General features: G+C 41.6%; 19 protein-coding genes, 1 tRNA gene and 1 pseudogene. 11 read left to right on the plus strand and 10 right to left on the minus strand.

The window, feature by feature from the left end:
• The first annotated feature begins 349 nt into the window (after positions 1-349).
• Entirely contained in the window at positions 350-631 is a 282-nt protein-coding gene (locus tag F6J99_RS02850) for a DUF427 domain-containing protein (RefSeq protein ID WP_293111625.1), read from the plus strand.
• 96 nt (positions 632-727) lie between these two features.
• A tRNA-Leu gene (locus F6J99_RS02855) sits at positions 728-809 on the plus strand.
• A 135-nt stretch (positions 810-944) separates the two neighbouring features.
• Here F6J99_RS02855 and F6J99_RS02860 read toward each other — a convergent pair.
• Positions 945-1,949: a zinc-dependent alcohol dehydrogenase family protein gene (locus F6J99_RS02860; RefSeq protein WP_293111626.1), complete on the minus strand. Its 1,005-nt coding sequence runs from the start codon at positions 1,947-1,949 to the stop codon at positions 945-947.
• Between the two features lie 130 nt (positions 1,950-2,079).
• Positions 2,080-2,979, minus strand: coding sequence for an Npun_R2479 family HD domain-containing metalloprotein (locus F6J99_RS02865; RefSeq protein ID WP_293111648.1), 900 nt, complete (start codon positions 2,977-2,979; stop codon positions 2,080-2,082).
• A 486-nt stretch (positions 2,980-3,465) separates the two neighbouring features.
• On the opposite strand from F6J99_RS02865, the gene F6J99_RS02870 reads away from it, so the two are divergent.
• The 3 genes from F6J99_RS02870 (at position 3,466) to F6J99_RS02880 (ending at position 8,913) form a co-directional block, all read left to right on the plus strand.
• Entirely contained in the window at positions 3,466-3,603 is a 138-nt protein-coding gene (locus F6J99_RS02870) for a hypothetical protein (RefSeq protein WP_158517550.1), read from the plus strand.
• Positions 3,604-4,214: 611 nt separating this feature from the next.
• A complete protein-coding gene (locus F6J99_RS02875; protein ID WP_293111627.1) occupies positions 4,215-5,579 on the plus strand; it encodes an AAA-like domain-containing protein in 1,365 nt (454 codons plus the stop codon).
• Between the two features lie 331 nt (positions 5,580-5,910).
• The gene (locus F6J99_RS02880; protein ID WP_293111628.1) at positions 5,911-8,913 is read left to right on the plus strand and encodes an AAA-like domain-containing protein; all 3,003 of its coding nucleotides are present in this window, start codon (positions 5,911-5,913) and stop codon (positions 8,911-8,913) included.
• A gap of 245 nt (positions 8,914-9,158) precedes the next feature.
• Here F6J99_RS02880 and F6J99_RS02885 read toward each other — a convergent pair whose 3' ends face one another.
• The 4 genes from F6J99_RS02885 to F6J99_RS02900 all read right to left on the minus strand — a co-directional run bounded on the left by F6J99_RS02885 (position 9,159) and on the right by F6J99_RS02900 (position 11,010).
• A complete protein-coding gene (locus tag F6J99_RS02885) occupies positions 9,159-9,482 on the minus strand; it encodes a hypothetical protein (RefSeq protein WP_070395546.1) in 324 nt (107 codons plus the stop codon).
• A 345-nt stretch (positions 9,483-9,827) separates the two neighbouring features.
• Positions 9,828-10,127 carry a hypothetical protein gene (locus tag F6J99_RS02890; protein ID WP_293111629.1) on the minus strand — a complete coding sequence of 100 codons (300 nt, stop codon included), beginning with the start codon at positions 10,125-10,127 and terminating at the stop codon, positions 9,828-9,830.
• A 51-nt stretch (positions 10,128-10,178) separates the two neighbouring features.
• Positions 10,179-10,568 carry a hypothetical protein gene (locus F6J99_RS02895; protein ID WP_293111630.1) on the minus strand — a complete coding sequence of 130 codons (390 nt, stop codon included), beginning with the start codon at positions 10,566-10,568 and terminating at the stop codon, positions 10,179-10,181.
• Positions 10,569-10,788: 220 nt separating this feature from the next.
• Positions 10,789-11,010, minus strand: coding sequence for a hypothetical protein (locus F6J99_RS02900; protein ID WP_293111631.1), 222 nt, complete (start codon positions 11,008-11,010; stop codon positions 10,789-10,791).
• A 10-nt stretch (positions 11,011-11,020) separates the two neighbouring features.
• Between F6J99_RS02900 and F6J99_RS02905 the strand changes: the two genes are divergently transcribed.
• Positions 11,021-11,329 carry a hypothetical protein gene (locus F6J99_RS02905; protein WP_293111632.1) on the plus strand — a complete coding sequence of 103 codons (309 nt, stop codon included), beginning with the start codon at positions 11,021-11,023 and terminating at the stop codon, positions 11,327-11,329.
• Between the two features lie 19 nt (positions 11,330-11,348).
• On the opposite strand, the gene F6J99_RS02910 is transcribed toward F6J99_RS02905, so the two are convergent.
• A complete protein-coding gene (locus F6J99_RS02910; RefSeq protein WP_293111633.1) occupies positions 11,349-11,744 on the minus strand; it encodes a hypothetical protein in 396 nt (131 codons plus the stop codon).
• Between the two features lie 47 nt (positions 11,745-11,791).
• Here F6J99_RS02910 and F6J99_RS02915 point away from each other — a divergent pair.
• Positions 11,792-12,193, plus strand: a pseudogene (locus tag F6J99_RS02915) (tetratricopeptide repeat protein); the annotation flags it as partial.
• Here the strand turns inward: F6J99_RS02915 and F6J99_RS02920 are convergent.
• Positions 12,166-12,402 carry a hypothetical protein gene (locus tag F6J99_RS02920; RefSeq protein ID WP_293111634.1) on the minus strand — a complete coding sequence of 79 codons (237 nt, stop codon included), beginning with the start codon at positions 12,400-12,402 and terminating at the stop codon, positions 12,166-12,168. The pseudogene F6J99_RS02915 and the gene F6J99_RS02920 overlap by 28 nt on opposite strands.
• Before the next feature lie 667 nt (positions 12,403-13,069).
• On the opposite strand from F6J99_RS02920, the gene F6J99_RS02925 reads away from it, so the two are divergent.
• The 4 genes from F6J99_RS02925 (at position 13,070) to F6J99_RS02940 (ending at position 14,612) form a co-directional block, all read left to right on the plus strand.
• Positions 13,070-13,339 (plus strand): type II toxin-antitoxin system RelE/ParE family toxin, encoded by a 270-nt coding sequence (locus tag F6J99_RS02925; protein WP_293111635.1) that lies wholly within the window; start codon positions 13,070-13,072, stop codon positions 13,337-13,339.
• 19 nt (positions 13,340-13,358) lie between these two features.
• Positions 13,359-13,664: a helix-turn-helix transcriptional regulator gene (locus F6J99_RS02930; protein WP_075898002.1), complete on the plus strand. Its 306-nt coding sequence runs from the start codon at positions 13,359-13,361 to the stop codon at positions 13,662-13,664.
• Positions 13,665-13,845: 181 nt separating this feature from the next.
• On the plus strand, positions 13,846-14,172 hold the full coding sequence (locus F6J99_RS02935) for a type II toxin-antitoxin system Phd/YefM family antitoxin (RefSeq protein ID WP_293111636.1): 327 nt from the start codon (positions 13,846-13,848) through the stop codon (positions 14,170-14,172).
• Positions 14,173-14,273: 101 nt separating this feature from the next.
• Positions 14,274-14,612, plus strand: a complete 339-nt coding sequence (locus F6J99_RS02940; RefSeq protein WP_293111637.1) for a XisI protein — start codon at positions 14,274-14,276, stop codon at positions 14,610-14,612.
• A 25-nt stretch (positions 14,613-14,637) separates the two neighbouring features.
• Here F6J99_RS02940 and F6J99_RS02945 read toward each other — a convergent pair whose 3' ends face one another.
• Both F6J99_RS02945 and F6J99_RS02950 read right to left on the minus strand, forming a co-directional pair.
• Complete coding sequence (locus F6J99_RS02945) at positions 14,638-14,835, minus strand: type II toxin-antitoxin system HicB family antitoxin (protein WP_293111638.1); 198 nt, start codon at positions 14,833-14,835, stop codon at positions 14,638-14,640.
• Between the two features lie 7 nt (positions 14,836-14,842).
• A complete protein-coding gene (locus F6J99_RS02950) occupies positions 14,843-15,082 on the minus strand; it encodes a type II toxin-antitoxin system HicA family toxin (RefSeq protein ID WP_365972481.1) in 240 nt (79 codons plus the stop codon).
• Positions 15,083-15,425: the final 343 nt, after the last annotated feature.

The following is a 15,425-nucleotide window of genomic DNA, read 5'->3' on the forward strand; positions in this document are numbered from 1 at the left end:
GTGGATTGGCCACTATTGCTGACTGGATCTTAGCCTTCAATTGCGATTATCATCTATAGCAGTTCTCAATTAGGTGAAGTACTTTCGTCCTGGGTTTTAGGGAGTCAGGAGTCTGGGGAATAAAATTGAATGTACCTCATAAGTATTGGAAACGCTATATACTATGTAGGTAGGTATGTAGCTAGGTAGCAAGAAACATAACAAGCAACCAGGCTTTTGAAGGTTACAGTTTACGCTCAACACTCAATAAAAACCATTTGGACTTCAATGATTTTAAGCTAGTCAACTTAGAAATAAGATTAAATTAAGTAAGTCAACTACAAGTCAGTTAACTACAAGTAAGTCAACTATGCCAAAAGCAATCTGGAACGGAGCGTTACTAGCCGAGAGCGACGAATGTGTGGTGGTGGAAGGCAATCAATACTTTCCCCCCGACTCCATCAACAAGCAGTATTTCAAGGAAAGTACTACCCACACAACCTGTTATTGGAAAGGTGAGGCTAGTTATTACACCATACTGGATGGTAAGGAAAATAAGGACGCAGCCTGGTATTACCCGAGCACCAAGGAGAAGGCGAAACCCATTGAAGGGTATCTTGCTTTCCGGGGCGGGGTGAGAGTTGAGGTGTAGGTGATAAAGTGACTTTTTAAGGGGGATTTGGGAAAATTTTCCCCAGCAGTTGCCATAAAAGCTATAATATGTGCTATGATCTAAATCGCACGGTACGCGGACGTGGCGGAATTGGTAGACGCGCTAGATTTAGGTTCTAGTGTCGCAAGACGTGAAGGTTCAAGTCCTTTCGTCCGCATCTAAAGGTGCGACCCAAGGGCGATTTACTCGCCCTTGGAGGCGCGCACCTAAGCCAATCAGGGTTTTAGGTTTCTGTAAACCTAGAACCCTTAAGCAATTATTAGCGGTTAGTTGTATTTAGTGACTATTTTCTTTAGTTGATAAGTAGTGCAACCTTACCTGTCATTGAACCGGCTTCGATAGCGTTGTGAGCAGCAGCAGCTTCTTTGAGGGGAAACCGTTGGCTGAGGTGAATTTTCAGTTTACCTTCATCAATCCAATTAGCACACTGCTGGAGAATCTCGGTTTGGTGCTGTTGAGCTGTAGTGAGTCCTTTCAAGGCTGGGGTGAGCATGAGTTCTAGACTGATTCGCAAATTATGCGATCGCGCTGTCTTCAAATTACCCTCGGCTGGGTCTGGTTGGAGGATAGTCACAATATCCCCATATACTCGCACTGTTTCACAGGTGTCATAAAAAGTTTTACCGCCTACAGTATCGAACGCCAAATCTACTCCCTCTCCCCCAGTCCAATCCAAGGCAGCTTTGACAAAGCTAGTTTGTTTGTAAAGGATAGGATAGTCAGCACCTAACTGACGCACTAATCTAGCTTTTTCTTGAGAACCGACAGTAGTACAAACCTCAGCACCTTTGAGCTTAGCTAGCTGAATAGCAACGTGACCAACACCACCAGCACCTGCCTGAATCAGCACCTTTTGTCCTGCTTCCAAGCGTCCTCGGTCATACAATGATTCCCAGGCAGTGATCAGTACTAGAGGAGCAGCAGCGGCTTCAGGGAAGGAGAGGGATTTAGGCTTGTGGGCAACTAAGGACTGATCAACAACAGCTAGTTCGGCATAGTTACCTGTACCAGATAATCCTAATCCCCCAGCACAGAAATACACTTCATCACCAACCTGGAATTTATCGACACCAGCACCAAGGGCTTCTACCACACCAGCACCATCGCAGCCTAGGATAGCTGGCATTTGGTCACGGTAAACGGTGCCTCTACGCCGCAGTTTGGTGTCAATGGGATTAACACCAGCAGCGTGAAGACGCACCAGGATTTCTGTGTCGTTTTTAATTGTGGGAGCTGGTACATCCTGAAGTTCGAGCACTTCAGGTGTACCAGGAGCGGTCATTACAATGGCTTTCATTGGTCATTTGTTAATTGTTAATTGTTAATTGTCAATGATCAATGGTCCATTTTCAATTAACTTTGCACAAATAACTTTGGACAAAATCGCCCTTTGATGATTTGCCTTGATGATTTGCCTTTTACAGTGATCATGCTGTACATAGTTGTGCTGTCGTTTGACTATAGCGACAGGGATGGCTGAAGAGTGCTTTAGGCTGGGATTGGTGTTCTACTCGAAAGACATTGCTATAGAGATTAGCCAGGATTTGTTTACCAGAAAGGCTTCGGTCTAGGTAGGGCAATGCGGGTTTGATATAAGGATAGACAACATTCCAGTAAAAGTTTGGGTAGTTCCGGCGCAAATCACCAGGATTACGATAGCCTAAAATCTGATTTTTCCCGATTTCTTCAAACTCGTAGAACAAGGCACTAATTTTTTGTAAGTAGCGGGGATCAGCCAGCTGACCAATCAAATCTGCTGCTCTGACTAAACCAGGATAGTTAACCGTGTCTTGATGATCCTGATCAGCAGGTACTGGGAAACGGGTTAATTCAATATTTTTCTTAATCTGCTCAGTATCAATCAGCAGGTGATTACCAAAGTGTTCCTCAATAAACTGCTTACCCCGGTCTACATGATAGGGAGTAAGGCTAGCATCAGTGGCACCTGTAGGTAGAATAATCATACTATTGTCTATTCCTGTGGCATACAATCCTTGGTCTGGTTGGTCTTGGCGACAGATACCTTTGATATAGCCAATGTCATGGCACAACAAAGAGATAATCACGTGCAACCAGTCTTCACAGGAGACGCTCCCTTCGCAGATGTGCTTACCCCACAAGATTTCCTGTCCGACTAGGGTAACTAGGACGGTGTGTTCAATGTTGTGATAAAGAGCGTCACTATTAGCAATATTTTCCAAAGCCATGTGGGTAGCCCAAGTAATCAGCTCACAGTAGTCTGATTTAAGGTTGCCATAAGTGCTGTGGAAACCTGTCTCTAGATTTTTAACACAGGTATCAATGATTATCTCGGTAGGATTAAACATAATGCTAGACATATAGGAAAAAGCAGATCTCGGAATAGGGAAAAGAGAATAGCCATGCAGCAAGAGAACAGGGGAGCCAGTGAGCCCAAAGGGGGTTCCCCCCATCAGCAACTGAGGTGGTTTACCCCATTTGCGACTGCATCAAGACAGGAACTTCGGAATTGGGAAAAAACCCTCTGTACCTCATAAGTATGGAAAACGCTATAGCTAAATCGATGGTAGATAGGTCTTGCATTTTTGATCTTCTAATTTCATAAAATTCTCTTTGAACCTCATATATTCATCAAACCCCACTTGCATAGTGACTTACCGCCTGAGATGATCTCACTTATGACTGACTTGTGACTAACTTTTAGTGTGTCAATGGTATATCAGCAACTCCTCATTTAGATTTCAGCTGATCCTGACGGTCAAATCCAGGGGATTTCAGGTTAGGGGTTAGGGGTTAGTAGTTAGTTAATTGGTCTGGCATTGCTCAATCATGCAATGATTTTAATAGTTTTTTGGAATGGGCAAGATGCTGTAGAACGAGCATCTTGCCCGTTTCATTTCCCAGGCAGGATGCCCACCCCACTGATATTAATTCCGCACCTCAGGAATGCCATTGGTCTGACTAACTACTAACGACGTTTTGTTTGGCAGCTTTCACCTATATTTAGATAAACGCTAGATCAAAGTCCTCAGCATTCGCCCTGAGGCACTTAGCTTTGTTAGGTTCGGCACAAGGAGCGAGGTATTAACCTTACGTTTGTCAAGTTTTCACCCACAATGTATGAGGTATCTACCAAGCTGATAGCTGATAGCTAAAAGCTGATAGCTTTATGAACAGAACCGATCAAGCTCCCAATTTTGGGAAATACAAGTGCAACGGGGAGTGATATGATCTGACCAGTACTCAGTGCCACCAAACCCAGCGTTTTAGCTTGAGGGAAAAGGCAAGAGAGTACTGAGACATCTATAACCTCGTATAGGTTTGATTGCCATTAATCAAACTCTAGCCTGTGTTTAATACATCAGGGTAATTTGTGGAAAAAGGCTCACAAGCCACGTCTAATCCATAATTTGTGTGAAAATCTTCACAAACCCAGGGCTAGCTCAGCTTTTCGATAAGCTAGTTAGGATGGGTTTAAAATTAGCATAAATACTATCTTTTTTTGGTGCATCTTGATAACCACCTAAGCGCTATGTCTAGGGGACAAAACCGATTATTCAAAATCTCTATCGGCAAGACTGAGATGTTCTTAGAAAAATTGAATCAACTAGATTTGACTGTAGCATTTGATCAGCTAACACCTCGTAAACGAGAGGTCTTGAAGAAAATGTTAGCGGGCCAAAGCGATCAAGCGATCGCTAAGTCGCTACACATCACAGAAGCTACTGTCAGAAAACATGTGCAGCAGCTGTGCGAGAAATTTGAGGTGAGGAATGCACCAGGTGAACACTACTCACTCCGTAATCAGTTAATTGACCGACTTAGTGAATATTACCCTAAGTTAGTAAATCCAGAATTATTAAGTAAATCTAGATCTTTGAGCCTCCCAGCGATGCCAGAGTCAGAAGGGCAACAACAGCCCGTTTCTCTCAATGTTGACTTTTATATCGAGCGCATTCCCTATGAAGATCAGTTGTTAGAGGCAATTGTGAAGCCTGGTGCTCTAATTCGGATAAAAGCACCCCAGCAAATGGGCAAAACCTCCCTGATTGAAAGAGTTCTGGCTGAGATCAGGAAGCAACGTTATCAAGCTGTGACCTTAAGCTTTGAGTTAGCAGATAGTACCGTCTATAGCGACCTCGGCAAATTCTCACGGTGGTTCTGTGCCAGAGTTGGTCAGACTCTAGGGCTATCAAATAAGTTGGATGAGTATTGGGATGATATTTTTGGATGTAATAGTAACACCACAGATTACTTTCAGGAGTATTTATTAGCAAAAACTGAAAGGCGGATCGTACTGGTTATAGATAAAGTTGATCGGGTGTTTGAACACCCCGTTATTGCTGATGATTTTTGTCGCCTTCTGCGTGGTTGGTATGACATCGCTAGGCGGGGCGATCGCAGTAGTGCTATCTGGAAAAAACTCCGGTTGGTTATAGTACATTCTACAGAAATTTATAGCTCCTTGGATATCAATCACTCACCACTTGCTAATGTGGGATTGGAAATTGAGTTGCCAGAGTTTAGCACAGAGCAGGTACAGGAGTTAGTTAGACGTTATGGACTGGATGGGAATCCCAGAGAAGTCGAGGAACTGATGGCGATGGTGGGAGGACATCCTTATCTGTTGCGCAAAGGTTTAGCTTATATTAAAGATCATAACATTACCCTAGCGCAACTGTTAGAGCTGGCACCCACAGAAGCCGGACCATTCAGTGACCATCTGCGACGCCACCTAGGAAATCTCAAACAGTCTCCAGAATTGGAAACTGCCTTGGAGAAGGTGGTTCAAGCAAACAGCTGGGTAACTATCCCATCGGAGCAAGCCTTTAAGTTATACAGCATGGGGTTAGTAAAGTTACAAGGGAATAGCGTCATGGCTCGCTGTGATTTATATCATAAGTATTTTTGCGATCGCCTTTGCCAGCGGATTGAACCTGAATCCTGAGTGGGTCAGTTCATTATTTATACATAGTTTAAACATTCTGTATTTATATAACCTTAAATCTTAAACCTACTCTATACCGAATGCCAAAGGCGAACAACGGTCAACCTACCCTTCACCGAACGCCAAAGGCGAACAACCTTGGCCAATAGGCCACGCGTGCGCGTTCAACCTTGGCCAATAGGCCACGCGTGCGCGTTCAACAGTCAACCTTGGCCAATAGGCCACGCGTGCGCGTTCAACAGTCAACCTTGGCCAATAGGCCACGCGTGCGCGTTCAACAGTCAACCTTGGCCAAAAGGCCACCCTACGCGAACAAAAGTTAACAAATAAAATGACCTACGAATATATATACTCAGGGACTTTACCAGCCGATGCTCTTACCTATGTGAAGCGACAAGCAGATAATGATTTATATGAAGGATTGAAAGCTGGACAGTTTTGTTATGTATTGAACTCAAGACAGACTGGAAAATCTAGTTTACGAGTGCAAGTAATGCGTCGGCTTGAAGCAGATGGGGTTGCCTGTGCAGTAATTGATTTATCCATGGATGGTACTCAGCATGTCACTCTCGATCAATGGTATGCCAATATTGTCCGCTCTCTGGCTAGAGACTTCGAGCTAGATATTAATTTACGCACTTGGTGGCGCGAGCGATCAATGATATTTGCGGTGCGACGATTGAGAGAATTTCTTGAAGAGGTTTTGCTCCAGCAAGTTACTCAAAATATTGTAATTTTTATTGATGAAATTGATAGCGTTCTTAGCCTCGATTTCCCTACTGATGATTTTTTCGCGTTTATTCGCGCCTGCTATAACCAACGTGTAGATAAGTCAGACTACCAACGCCTTACGTTTGCGCTACTTGGAGTAGCAACACCATCAGATTTAATTCAAGATAAAAAACGCACACCCTTTAATATCGGTCAGGCGATTCAGCTATATGGCTTTCAGTTGCACGAAGCACAGGGATTAGCCCAGGGATTACAAGGAAAAATTAGTAATCCCCAGGATGTCCTGAAACAGGTATTGTACTGGAGTGGAGGTCAACCTTTCTTGACCCAAAAGCTTTGTAAACTCCTGTTGGATTCTGTATCTACTCTCCCAAAAGCTGGTGATACAAGGTGGGTTGATAAATTAGTGCGATCGCAAGTGATTGATGATTGGAAATCTCATGATAATCCGGAGCATCTTAAAACTATTCGTGATCGTCTTCTTAAGAATGAGCAACGGGCTGGGCGATTACTGGGATTGTATCAGGAAATTCTGCAACGGGGAGAAATAGCCTCTGATGACAGTTCTGAACAAATAGAATTGCGGCTATCGGGATTAGTAGTTGAAAAGCAAGGAAAATTAAGGATTTATAACCGTATTTATCAAGCTGTTTTTAACCAAAATTGGGTAGATAAAGAATTAGCCAATTTACGACCATATAGTAAGGAAATTACTGCTTGGTTAGACTCCGATGGTCAGGATACATCCCGACTCCTGGGGGGACAACAGTTACAGGATGCATTAAGATGGGCGCTTGGGAAAAGCTTAAGCCATCAAGATTATCAGTTTTTGACCACTAGCCAAGAATGGGAAAAGCGAGAATTTAAAAAGGCGTTAGAAGAAATTCAACGGTATTCAGAAGCCAGACGACAAGGGAAACTTAATCCAGCCCTAGCGGCTACGACTAAGGAAACTATCTATGAGTCTCTTCAACACCTGACCCCAGAAAGTTTTAAACATATTGTTTCCAACCTTGAATTAGACTTACGAGTTTTTAATCAAACCTTATCCATGATGGATACTCTGATCGACCGAGAAGGGTTTGATTCCATTTTCAATGAAATGTTACGGTCTATCACCTTCAAAACTGGAGAGATACTCCAGGCGGATCGCACGACTATTTTTTTATTAGATGAAGCCAAAAATGAACTCTGGTCAATTGTGGCAAAGGGAGAAGGAGGAGACTCAGAAGAGATTCGGGTGCCTGCGGATAAAGGGATTGCTGGTTATGTTGCTCAAACTAAGAAAACTGTCAATATTCCTTACGATTTATATGACGATACCCGTTCTAATACTGCTAAGCAATGGGATACCAAAACTGGATACCGTACTTATACCATGCTGGCTTTACCCTTACTGGATGAACACGGAGATTTAGTGGCTGTTGTCCAATTACTCAATAAGTTAAAACAACCGCCGGTTTTAGACGCGCCCTTAGCTGATAAAATTAATATAAAAGGCTTTACCCCAGAGGATGAAGAACTTTTTGCGCAATTCGCCCGCTCCATTCAAATGATTCTTAAATCCTCTCGCTTATTTTATAAAGCAGCTCAGAAACAACGAATAGCTTCAGCATTGATAAATGCGACACAATCTCTGGGTCAAAGTAGCTTGGATCTAGAAGAAACTTTGAATAAAGTGATGAATCAGGCTCAAGAGCTAATGTCTGCTGATCGCAGCACAGTCTGGATGTTAGATGAGGAACAGGATGAATTATGGACAAAAATAACGGTTGCTGATGGCACATTAAAAGAAATTCGGATTCCCAAAGGAGCTGGCTTTGCTGGTCAAGTTGTTACTACTAAACAGCCACTGATAATTCCGTTTGATCTCTATGACCATCCCAATTCAGAAACTGCTAAAAAAACCGATAGCCAAACCGGTTATCGCACCTGTAGTTTGTTAGGAATGCCTGTATTTAACGCCGATAATCAATTAATTGCTGTTACCCAATTAATCAATAAAAAGAAGCAGGGAAATTTTCCCCCATACAATCCCGCCGATTGGCCCCACCCTCCCGATTGCTGGAAGGCAAGTTTTGATCGTAGGGATCAAGACTTGATGGAAGCATTTAATATTCAAGCGGGTGTAGCGCTTCAAAATGCTAAGCTGTTCAGTAAAGTCAAGCAACAACAGCTAGAGCAGCGAGATTTAGTCTTTAATGTATCTAGTGGTGTAATTTTTACCAATAAAACCGGTCAGATTATCCTAGCCAATGATCACGCTAAGGATTTTATTGGTTTGAAAGATATTGAGCAAAAGTCTTTACGGAACTTGCTCCACATTAAAAATGGGAATTTTTCCCAATGGTTTGATGTAGCATTAGCGGCCAAGAATGAAGAAGAACGTCGGCAAGATTATTCAGCTCAAACCTTAGTATCTCATAATACTCAAGCAGAACACAGTGTGAATCTATGTATTATCTCTTGTCCTGATGCTTCTGATGTTAATCAGATTTCTACTATCCTAGTGATTATTAATGATAGTGGCGATGAGAAACAAAAACAGGATCAGCAAAAGCTAGTGCGTAGTGTGTCTAGGGTCGGCAATCCTTATGGTTGAAATTCTTTTATAATTAGAGATGATGTGGATTCAATGAAGTGATGAGTTTGGACGAGAACCCAGTGATTTATTTAAGTTATTTAATTCAGGGTCATGTTTGGGTGTAAAACTGTAGATGCCAAATCCCTGAATCAAAAATGTCCGTATTTCTTGATTCAAATCTTGATTAAACTGTAGATGCAAAACTCCTGAAACGACAAATCATCACCAATTTACAATCAAGATTATCCGAGGCTTAAGCATTTTTATTTTGTTTTTTCTTTTATAAAGTCATTGACCCCTTTTAATGAATAATGTTCAACGACTTTGTTTCCGTCGTTATCAATAACTTTATACCGATATAGATCTGAGGGTCCAATACAACCATCATTTTCCACAATTAACTCCTTATAACCAAGTTCTTTTAATTTTTCATAACAGTTGTTATGTTTTTTAACATCAATGCTCTTATGATCAACAGAACACTCAAAGTTTGGTTTTACTCCAACTTCATATTTATCAGCTATCAGATCGACTTTTTCCTTTACATTTTTTAGCGTTGATTTAATCTCGTTTAACTTTTCTAGCACCTACTCATTCCTCCGGAATTTAATTTCATTCAATGTAAATACAATTTCAGTAATTTGCTGTGATCTGAATCAACTTATGGTCTGATTTTTATCACCGACCTTCTCTTCAAAAAAACCCTTGTTACTCTCAAGGTAAGCTATAGGATTTTTCTTTGAATAGTGAATATAATCTCTTAAAAAAAGGCAATAGGCAAGAGTTAATCAACTAGGGATGTATTACCACTGCCTACTGCCTACTGTCTACTGCCTACTCCCAGAATGAAAGTATCTTACCTAATTGAGAACTGCTATAATGACTTGTCACTAACTTGAAACACCATCAAATGTTGGCTGGGTAAATCATTATTAGTTTCTTGCCAAATGTCCTTCTGGTAAATCTGTTGCCACCAGAGTTTGATAAGACCTAGCCAGAAGCTTCGCTAACCACAAATAGTCTTTCCCTAGAGAAACTTCCTTTGTATAGGAAATAGTTATATCCATAGGAAAACCTATTTCATAGTCGTTTATCATTACAAATACTTCGGCTTGACTATCAGGATAGTTTAAGGTTTCACATCTTAAATCGAGGCTTTTAGACAAAAATTGAATCAACTCATATTCATCTACTACTTTATTTAGGTAAAATTGCATGTCTGTGGACAACATAAATTATTATCTCCTTAATCAAAGAATATAGTTTTAAATGTTTGATTATAGTTAAAAACTAGTTAATCCAAAATTTTGAGCAATTTTTTTAACTAAATTAGCCCTATGCTCTGGGAGTATCCCTTTCGACACTAACACATTGATTGTTTGCATGGCTTTCTTATCATCTTGTTTAAATTGCTTGAGAAGTTTATACTCTTGGGAAGAAAGCTTCTCAATCCCAGGTCCATCAATGGGATAGAGGATGTCATCATGGAAACCATAACGTCTTCCTGAAGATGTAGTAAAAGTATTACCTGTTTTGGTAGCGTTTCCATTATTGATTTCATTTACATCAACTTGAACTAAGGATTTATCAATTGTAAAGAGGCTATTCCCCGTAGCTTTAGGTATAGATAAGCCACTAACGAAATGTCTATTATTGGGAAATCTAAGTGGCAAAATAAGACTACATTAACCTATACTATCATCGGGATTTATTTTAGCGTCTACAGGATATTTATTTTATTTATAGTTTACTAACTTGATTGAAGTCAGGTTATACACCCAACCAGACACGATCGCGGGATCTATCGGAATATTAGGGAATAACTGGTGCTAATGGTGCTTGTTTGGTTAAGATTTCGAACGTTTTGCTATTTTTATCAGTTTATCAACAATTTTAATTCTTATTTTTCAGACGTTGAGCGAGTAGACAATCCTCAAAGCTCAATGCTTCTTCGTCTAGGAAGTTGGAAATTGCCATTTCAATGGTAGCTTCCAGGGAACATTCCAATTCCGTAGACTTTTCCTGGAGTGCAACCTTTATGTAGTCAGGCAAATACTTGACAAGCTGAGCGATCGCATCTGGGGAAAGGTGTTGGGTGGTGAAGGTTTGAGTCATAAGACTAGGGTTGGTTAAACTTGTAAAGCCGAGTTTTGTGGAACGGGCATCAGGTGTGGAACTGGCATCTTGCCAGTTTCAATATATTATCGGGCGGGCATCTTGCCGTGGAATGGGCATCTTGCGTGGAACTGGCATCTTGCCAGTTTCAATATATTATCGGGCGGGCATCAGGTGTGGAACTGGCATCTTGCGTGGAACTGGCATCTTGCCAGTTTCAATATATTATCAGGCGGGCAGGATGCCCAATCTACTCCTATTCATGGGAAGATTCAGCAACGCCCTATCGATTGCTTTGGTCACTTATCCTGTCCAATAACCCACTACAACAAGTGCAATTAGCCCAACGGGCTAGGGCTTAACCTACGCACTTTCAACGCTTCTTGAGAATTGAGTTTACGCTTTCCGTTTAATATATCTACAATCGTTTGCTCTTGCTCAAAAATACCTAACAAATCTTGTATCGTTAGATTATAGTCTTCCATTAATGTCTGTAATAATTCTGCATCGGTTAATTCGGGGAATTCTTCAGTTTTTTCTTCATAGTCATAGACTAACATCCCTAATACCCTGAGATAATCTTGATCATCTTGATTAAGCGGTTTTTGATCTAATAGATCGTTGATTCTTTGTTGGGTGGCGATTAATTCAGCATCATTGGTAATGGGACGGGGCGCAAATTCGGTGATTAATTTCAGGTAATAAGGACTAGGGTTGGTTAAACCAGTTGTCATTTTTCCATTTCTCCTTATCCTAGTCTGCCTTAGTATACTATTCTGGGGAATATCATAAAGCAGAACAATTTCACCAGGACGCGATTAACGTAATTGAAAAGTTCTACGGTCCCAATCACCCTAACCTAGCAGTGCATAAAGCAAGTTTGGCACTGACCTACAAAACCCTGGGGCGCTTGACCGAGGCCATAGAATTGTATCAAGAGTGCATCAAGTCCCTCAACTCAAGTTACGGCAACAATCATCCCCAAGTGGGAATGTACCTGAGTGATTTGGCTTGGCTGATCTCGGAAGAGAGTAACGAGTTGGACAAGTTAAAGCTAGCTGTGAGCTTTTTCCACAAATCTCTGAGCATCCTCACGCCAGTGTTAGACCCCAATCATCCTAGTATTCGCAATGCCCGGAAGGGGCTAACTGTGCTCTACGGTCGAATCGGGAGTAGGGAGTAGGGAATAGGGAGTAGGGAGTAGGGAATAGGGAGTAGGGAATAGGGAACAGGGAGCAGGGAACAGGGAACAGGGAATAGGGAGCAGGATTTTCGAGCACTCTTACCGATCAGCATAAATCTGTAATTGGGATAAAAATCATACCAATTTGCGATCGCGAATTCCCATCCATTCCGAAAAAGTGATGCTCCAAAAGAGCCCCTAAAAGCCAAGGCACTTTCTTCTGGTGTTATCTTTTTATGCCAAATAAGGTATACTGTTTGGTGAGGTAAGGTGATGACAGATAAAGTAATTTACTGGGTTGGCTCTTCTAGAGAAGAATTATCGGATCTTCCTAAGGAAGCACGGCGGAAGGCTGGTTATGAATGCTTCCCCCACCTCGCGTAGCAGGTGGGGGTGTCTTTCTTAATTACAAGGTTTTATCCCTCGCGATAGGCGGCATTCTCGCCGAATAGCCAGGACTTTTGCTGGACTATTCCCCCAAGTCGTTTCCGCTATGGGGCAATAATAAGAAACTTTTACCTAGAGTCTGACGTATATAAACCGACTACAAAGGATTTACAGGTTTGTTTTCCCTGGCGTTGAGAGGTCGTGCCTCTAGGTTGCTCAGAATCTTGTTCTGTCCTTTGCCGTACCGCTCAAGCTACATTAATTATAACACAATTTTTTGTTCCTTGACCCCCACCTGAACGAGGCAGGGCTGTTTCATTCTTGAGCCTAAAATTCCTGGATGAGGGGCTCAAAGCCCCTTGTAATCAGCAAATCGCCGTTTTTTTATACTATGGAGTTTACTTTTATAAAAACAGGGGCGAAACGGCTGTCACTCGGAAGGCTCAGCCAACCGAAAAAGTTAAAATGAAACAGCCCTGCCTGAACGAGGTGGGGGAATGCGTCACAAAATCTGTTCAATTGAGAGCTATCCAAAGGGGTCAAAAACCTACAGATTATAAGCCGATGCCCACAATTGGCAAGGGAGTTGAAGAGATTCGCATTTGGACCGGAGAAGCCTATCGGATTTTCTATGTGGCTAGATTTGAAGAGGCAATTTATGTACTTCATGTTTTCCAGAAAAAAACACAGAAGACCTCAAAGCGGGACATTCAACTAGGACAGAAGCGTTATCAGGAGATGGTTGAGTTTAGAAAGTAACAAAAGGATAAACATAAAAATGACTGAAGAAAAAACTGTCAACGTCCTGTTAGGGGATGACAATGTATTTAAAGATTTGGGATTTGAGGCAGAAGAAGCAATGAATCTCAAGGTAAGAGCGGATCTGATGTTAGATTTACGTTCCTATATTCAGGAGCGGGGATGGACTCAAAATGAGGCAGCAGAGTTTTTGGGAGAAACCCAACCGAGGATTAGTAATTTAATGAATGGTGAAATTAGTCGATTCAGTGTGGATAAGTTAATTAATTTGCTAGGAAAAGTAGGGATGGAAGTGAAGGTAGAAGTCGTACCGAAAGTTTTATAGTTTTCAGCTATCAGCGTGTCGCGTATCAGCTGACCACTGACGGCTATCAGCGTGTCGCGTATCAGCTGACCACTGACGGCTATCAGCTATCAGCTGACCACTGACTGCTAAATGGATCCCATTAGACAAAACAGTTTCAAGATATTAACATTAAATTATCAAATAATTTTTTTAAACTATCATGTTTAGTCTGAGTGACATCCATCCACTCTCAGAATTCCAACGGAGCGCTAAAGCCTTTATCGCAAGGCTCAAACAAACTAAAGCACCAATGGTTCTTACTGTTAATGGCAAAGCTGCTGCAGTTGTTCAAGATGCTGAAAGCTATCAGCAACTTCTCGATAGGATGGAATTGCTTGAGTCTATTGCGGGCATCCGAAAGAGTATTGAGGAATTTGAACAAGGAGAAGGGATTCCGTTAAAGGAAGCATTTCATCGTGTTCGCCGTGGTTCTCAACAGAGGCTCGAAAGTATAGATCAACTTTTAGGTGATGATCCAGAAATCTAAAGCACGTTTATTAAGCTATTGAATCGAGTGAGTGCTGGGTTCGAGATACGAAATCAGGTGAAGTTATTGGTCGTTGATTCGGAAAGTGAGGTGATTGAGCAATGGATAGATTAAAGCGTTATCGGGAAATTGTTCAGGAAGTTTTAACAGAGTATCATCAGATCAATGAAAAATCTGGTTCTACCACTGAAAGTGCTTTAGCGTTTGATCAGCTACAGGATCAGTATCTTTTGCTGGTGATGGGTTGGTGGAAAGATGAACGGATTAAAAGTGTGATGATTCATATCCGTTTAAAGGATAACAAGATTTGGATTGAGGAAGATTGGACCGAGGAAGGGGTGGCGACAGATTTGTTACAGAAGGGGATACCACCAGAGGAGATTGTTTTAGCATTTCATCCACCTCATCTCAGACAATATACTGAATTTGCGATCGCGTAGCTTGATCTACGGTCAATCGCACTAACTAGGCTGCTGTATTGATAGTTGGTTCGGGAAGCGTTTCACCTGTTTCTTGATAGGCTATCACCAAAGATTCTAAAGCTTCAGTTCCATTATTAACCGCTTCTTCATAAGTATCGCCATGACTCCGCCATTGTTGTCCGGGGAAGTCGGGAAAACCAACTAGAAAACAATTATCTTCTTCTGACCATTGAATTATCATTGGATATTTAAGTTTGATCATTATTACAATTACCCTTTACTTCATCAATAGCTTTTTGTACATTCTTTTCTTGATAGGGTTTAGCATCGTTTCCGTCTTTACCTGAAACTGTGAGTTTCCCAAAATAAAGAGGATGTATCCAGTTTGTATGACTTCCTTTACCTCGTATTTCTGTAAAACCCGCTTGGTGAAGCATTTGTTTGAGTTCTATGAGGTGCGCTTTCCGTTGGCGAATTAAATTCGCCACGGGTCGCACCTCCTTATTTTCTTTGGCATTTGGTAGAGATTTTACATATCATCTAGTTTATCTAACTCAAAGCTAGATGAAAATCTCAACTGGTGAAAGTGGCTTAAGTAGCGCGAACAGTGAAAATAGCTTACTTTTGCTAAACTTTTTTTTAACCTGTTACGACAGTCCCATAAGCTGGTCTTCATTTAAATTTGATGGTTCTGACAGCTGGGGAGCTGGGGAGCTGGGGAGCTGGGGAGAGGGTTTGACGGTTTTTTTATAACTGAATAATACCCAATTTAAATGCGCAACAGCTTAGGAATGCGATCGCAAAAATTCAAAGTATCTCGGGTAGCCTCCC

Source organism: Moorena sp. SIO4G3, from assembly GCF_010692305.1.
Taxonomy (GTDB): Bacteria; Cyanobacteriota; Cyanobacteriia; order Cyanobacteriales; family Coleofasciculaceae; genus Moorena; species Moorena producens_A.

Bases quoted from the DNA above. Each gene is read 5' to 3' on its own strand.
- F6J99_RS02850 (WP_293111625.1), top strand. From the start codon at position 350: ATGCCAAAAGCAATCTGGAACGGAGCGTTACTAGCCGAGAGCGACGAA.
- F6J99_RS02860 (WP_293111626.1), bottom strand. From the start codon at position 1,949: ATGAAAGCCATTGTAATGACCGCTCCTGGTACACCTGAAGTGCTCGAA.
- F6J99_RS02865 (WP_293111648.1), bottom strand. From the start codon at position 2,979: ATGTTTAATCCTACCGAGATAATCATTGATACCTGTGTTAAAAATCTA.
- F6J99_RS02870 (WP_158517550.1), top strand. From the start codon at position 3,466: ATGATTTTAATAGTTTTTTGGAATGGGCAAGATGCTGTAGAACGAGCA.
- F6J99_RS02875 (WP_293111627.1), top strand. From the start codon at position 4,215: ATGTTCTTAGAAAAATTGAATCAACTAGATTTGACTGTAGCATTTGAT.
- F6J99_RS02880 (WP_293111628.1), top strand. From the start codon at position 5,911: ATGACCTACGAATATATATACTCAGGGACTTTACCAGCCGATGCTCTT.
- F6J99_RS02890 (WP_293111629.1), bottom strand. From the start codon at position 10,127: ATGTTGTCCACAGACATGCAATTTTACCTAAATAAAGTAGTAGATGAA.
- F6J99_RS02900 (WP_293111631.1), bottom strand. From the start codon at position 11,010: ATGACTCAAACCTTCACCACCCAACACCTTTCCCCAGATGCGATCGCT.
- F6J99_RS02910 (WP_293111633.1), bottom strand. From the start codon at position 11,744: ATGACAACTGGTTTAACCAACCCTAGTCCTTATTACCTGAAATTAATC.
- F6J99_RS02930 (WP_075898002.1), top strand. From the start codon at position 13,359: ATGACTGAAGAAAAAACTGTCAACGTCCTGTTAGGGGATGACAATGTA.
- F6J99_RS02935 (WP_293111636.1), top strand. From the start codon at position 13,846: ATGTTTAGTCTGAGTGACATCCATCCACTCTCAGAATTCCAACGGAGC.
- F6J99_RS02940 (WP_293111637.1), top strand. From the start codon at position 14,274: ATGGATAGATTAAAGCGTTATCGGGAAATTGTTCAGGAAGTTTTAACA.
- F6J99_RS02945 (WP_293111638.1), bottom strand. From the start codon at position 14,835: ATGATAATTCAATGGTCAGAAGAAGATAATTGTTTTCTAGTTGGTTTT.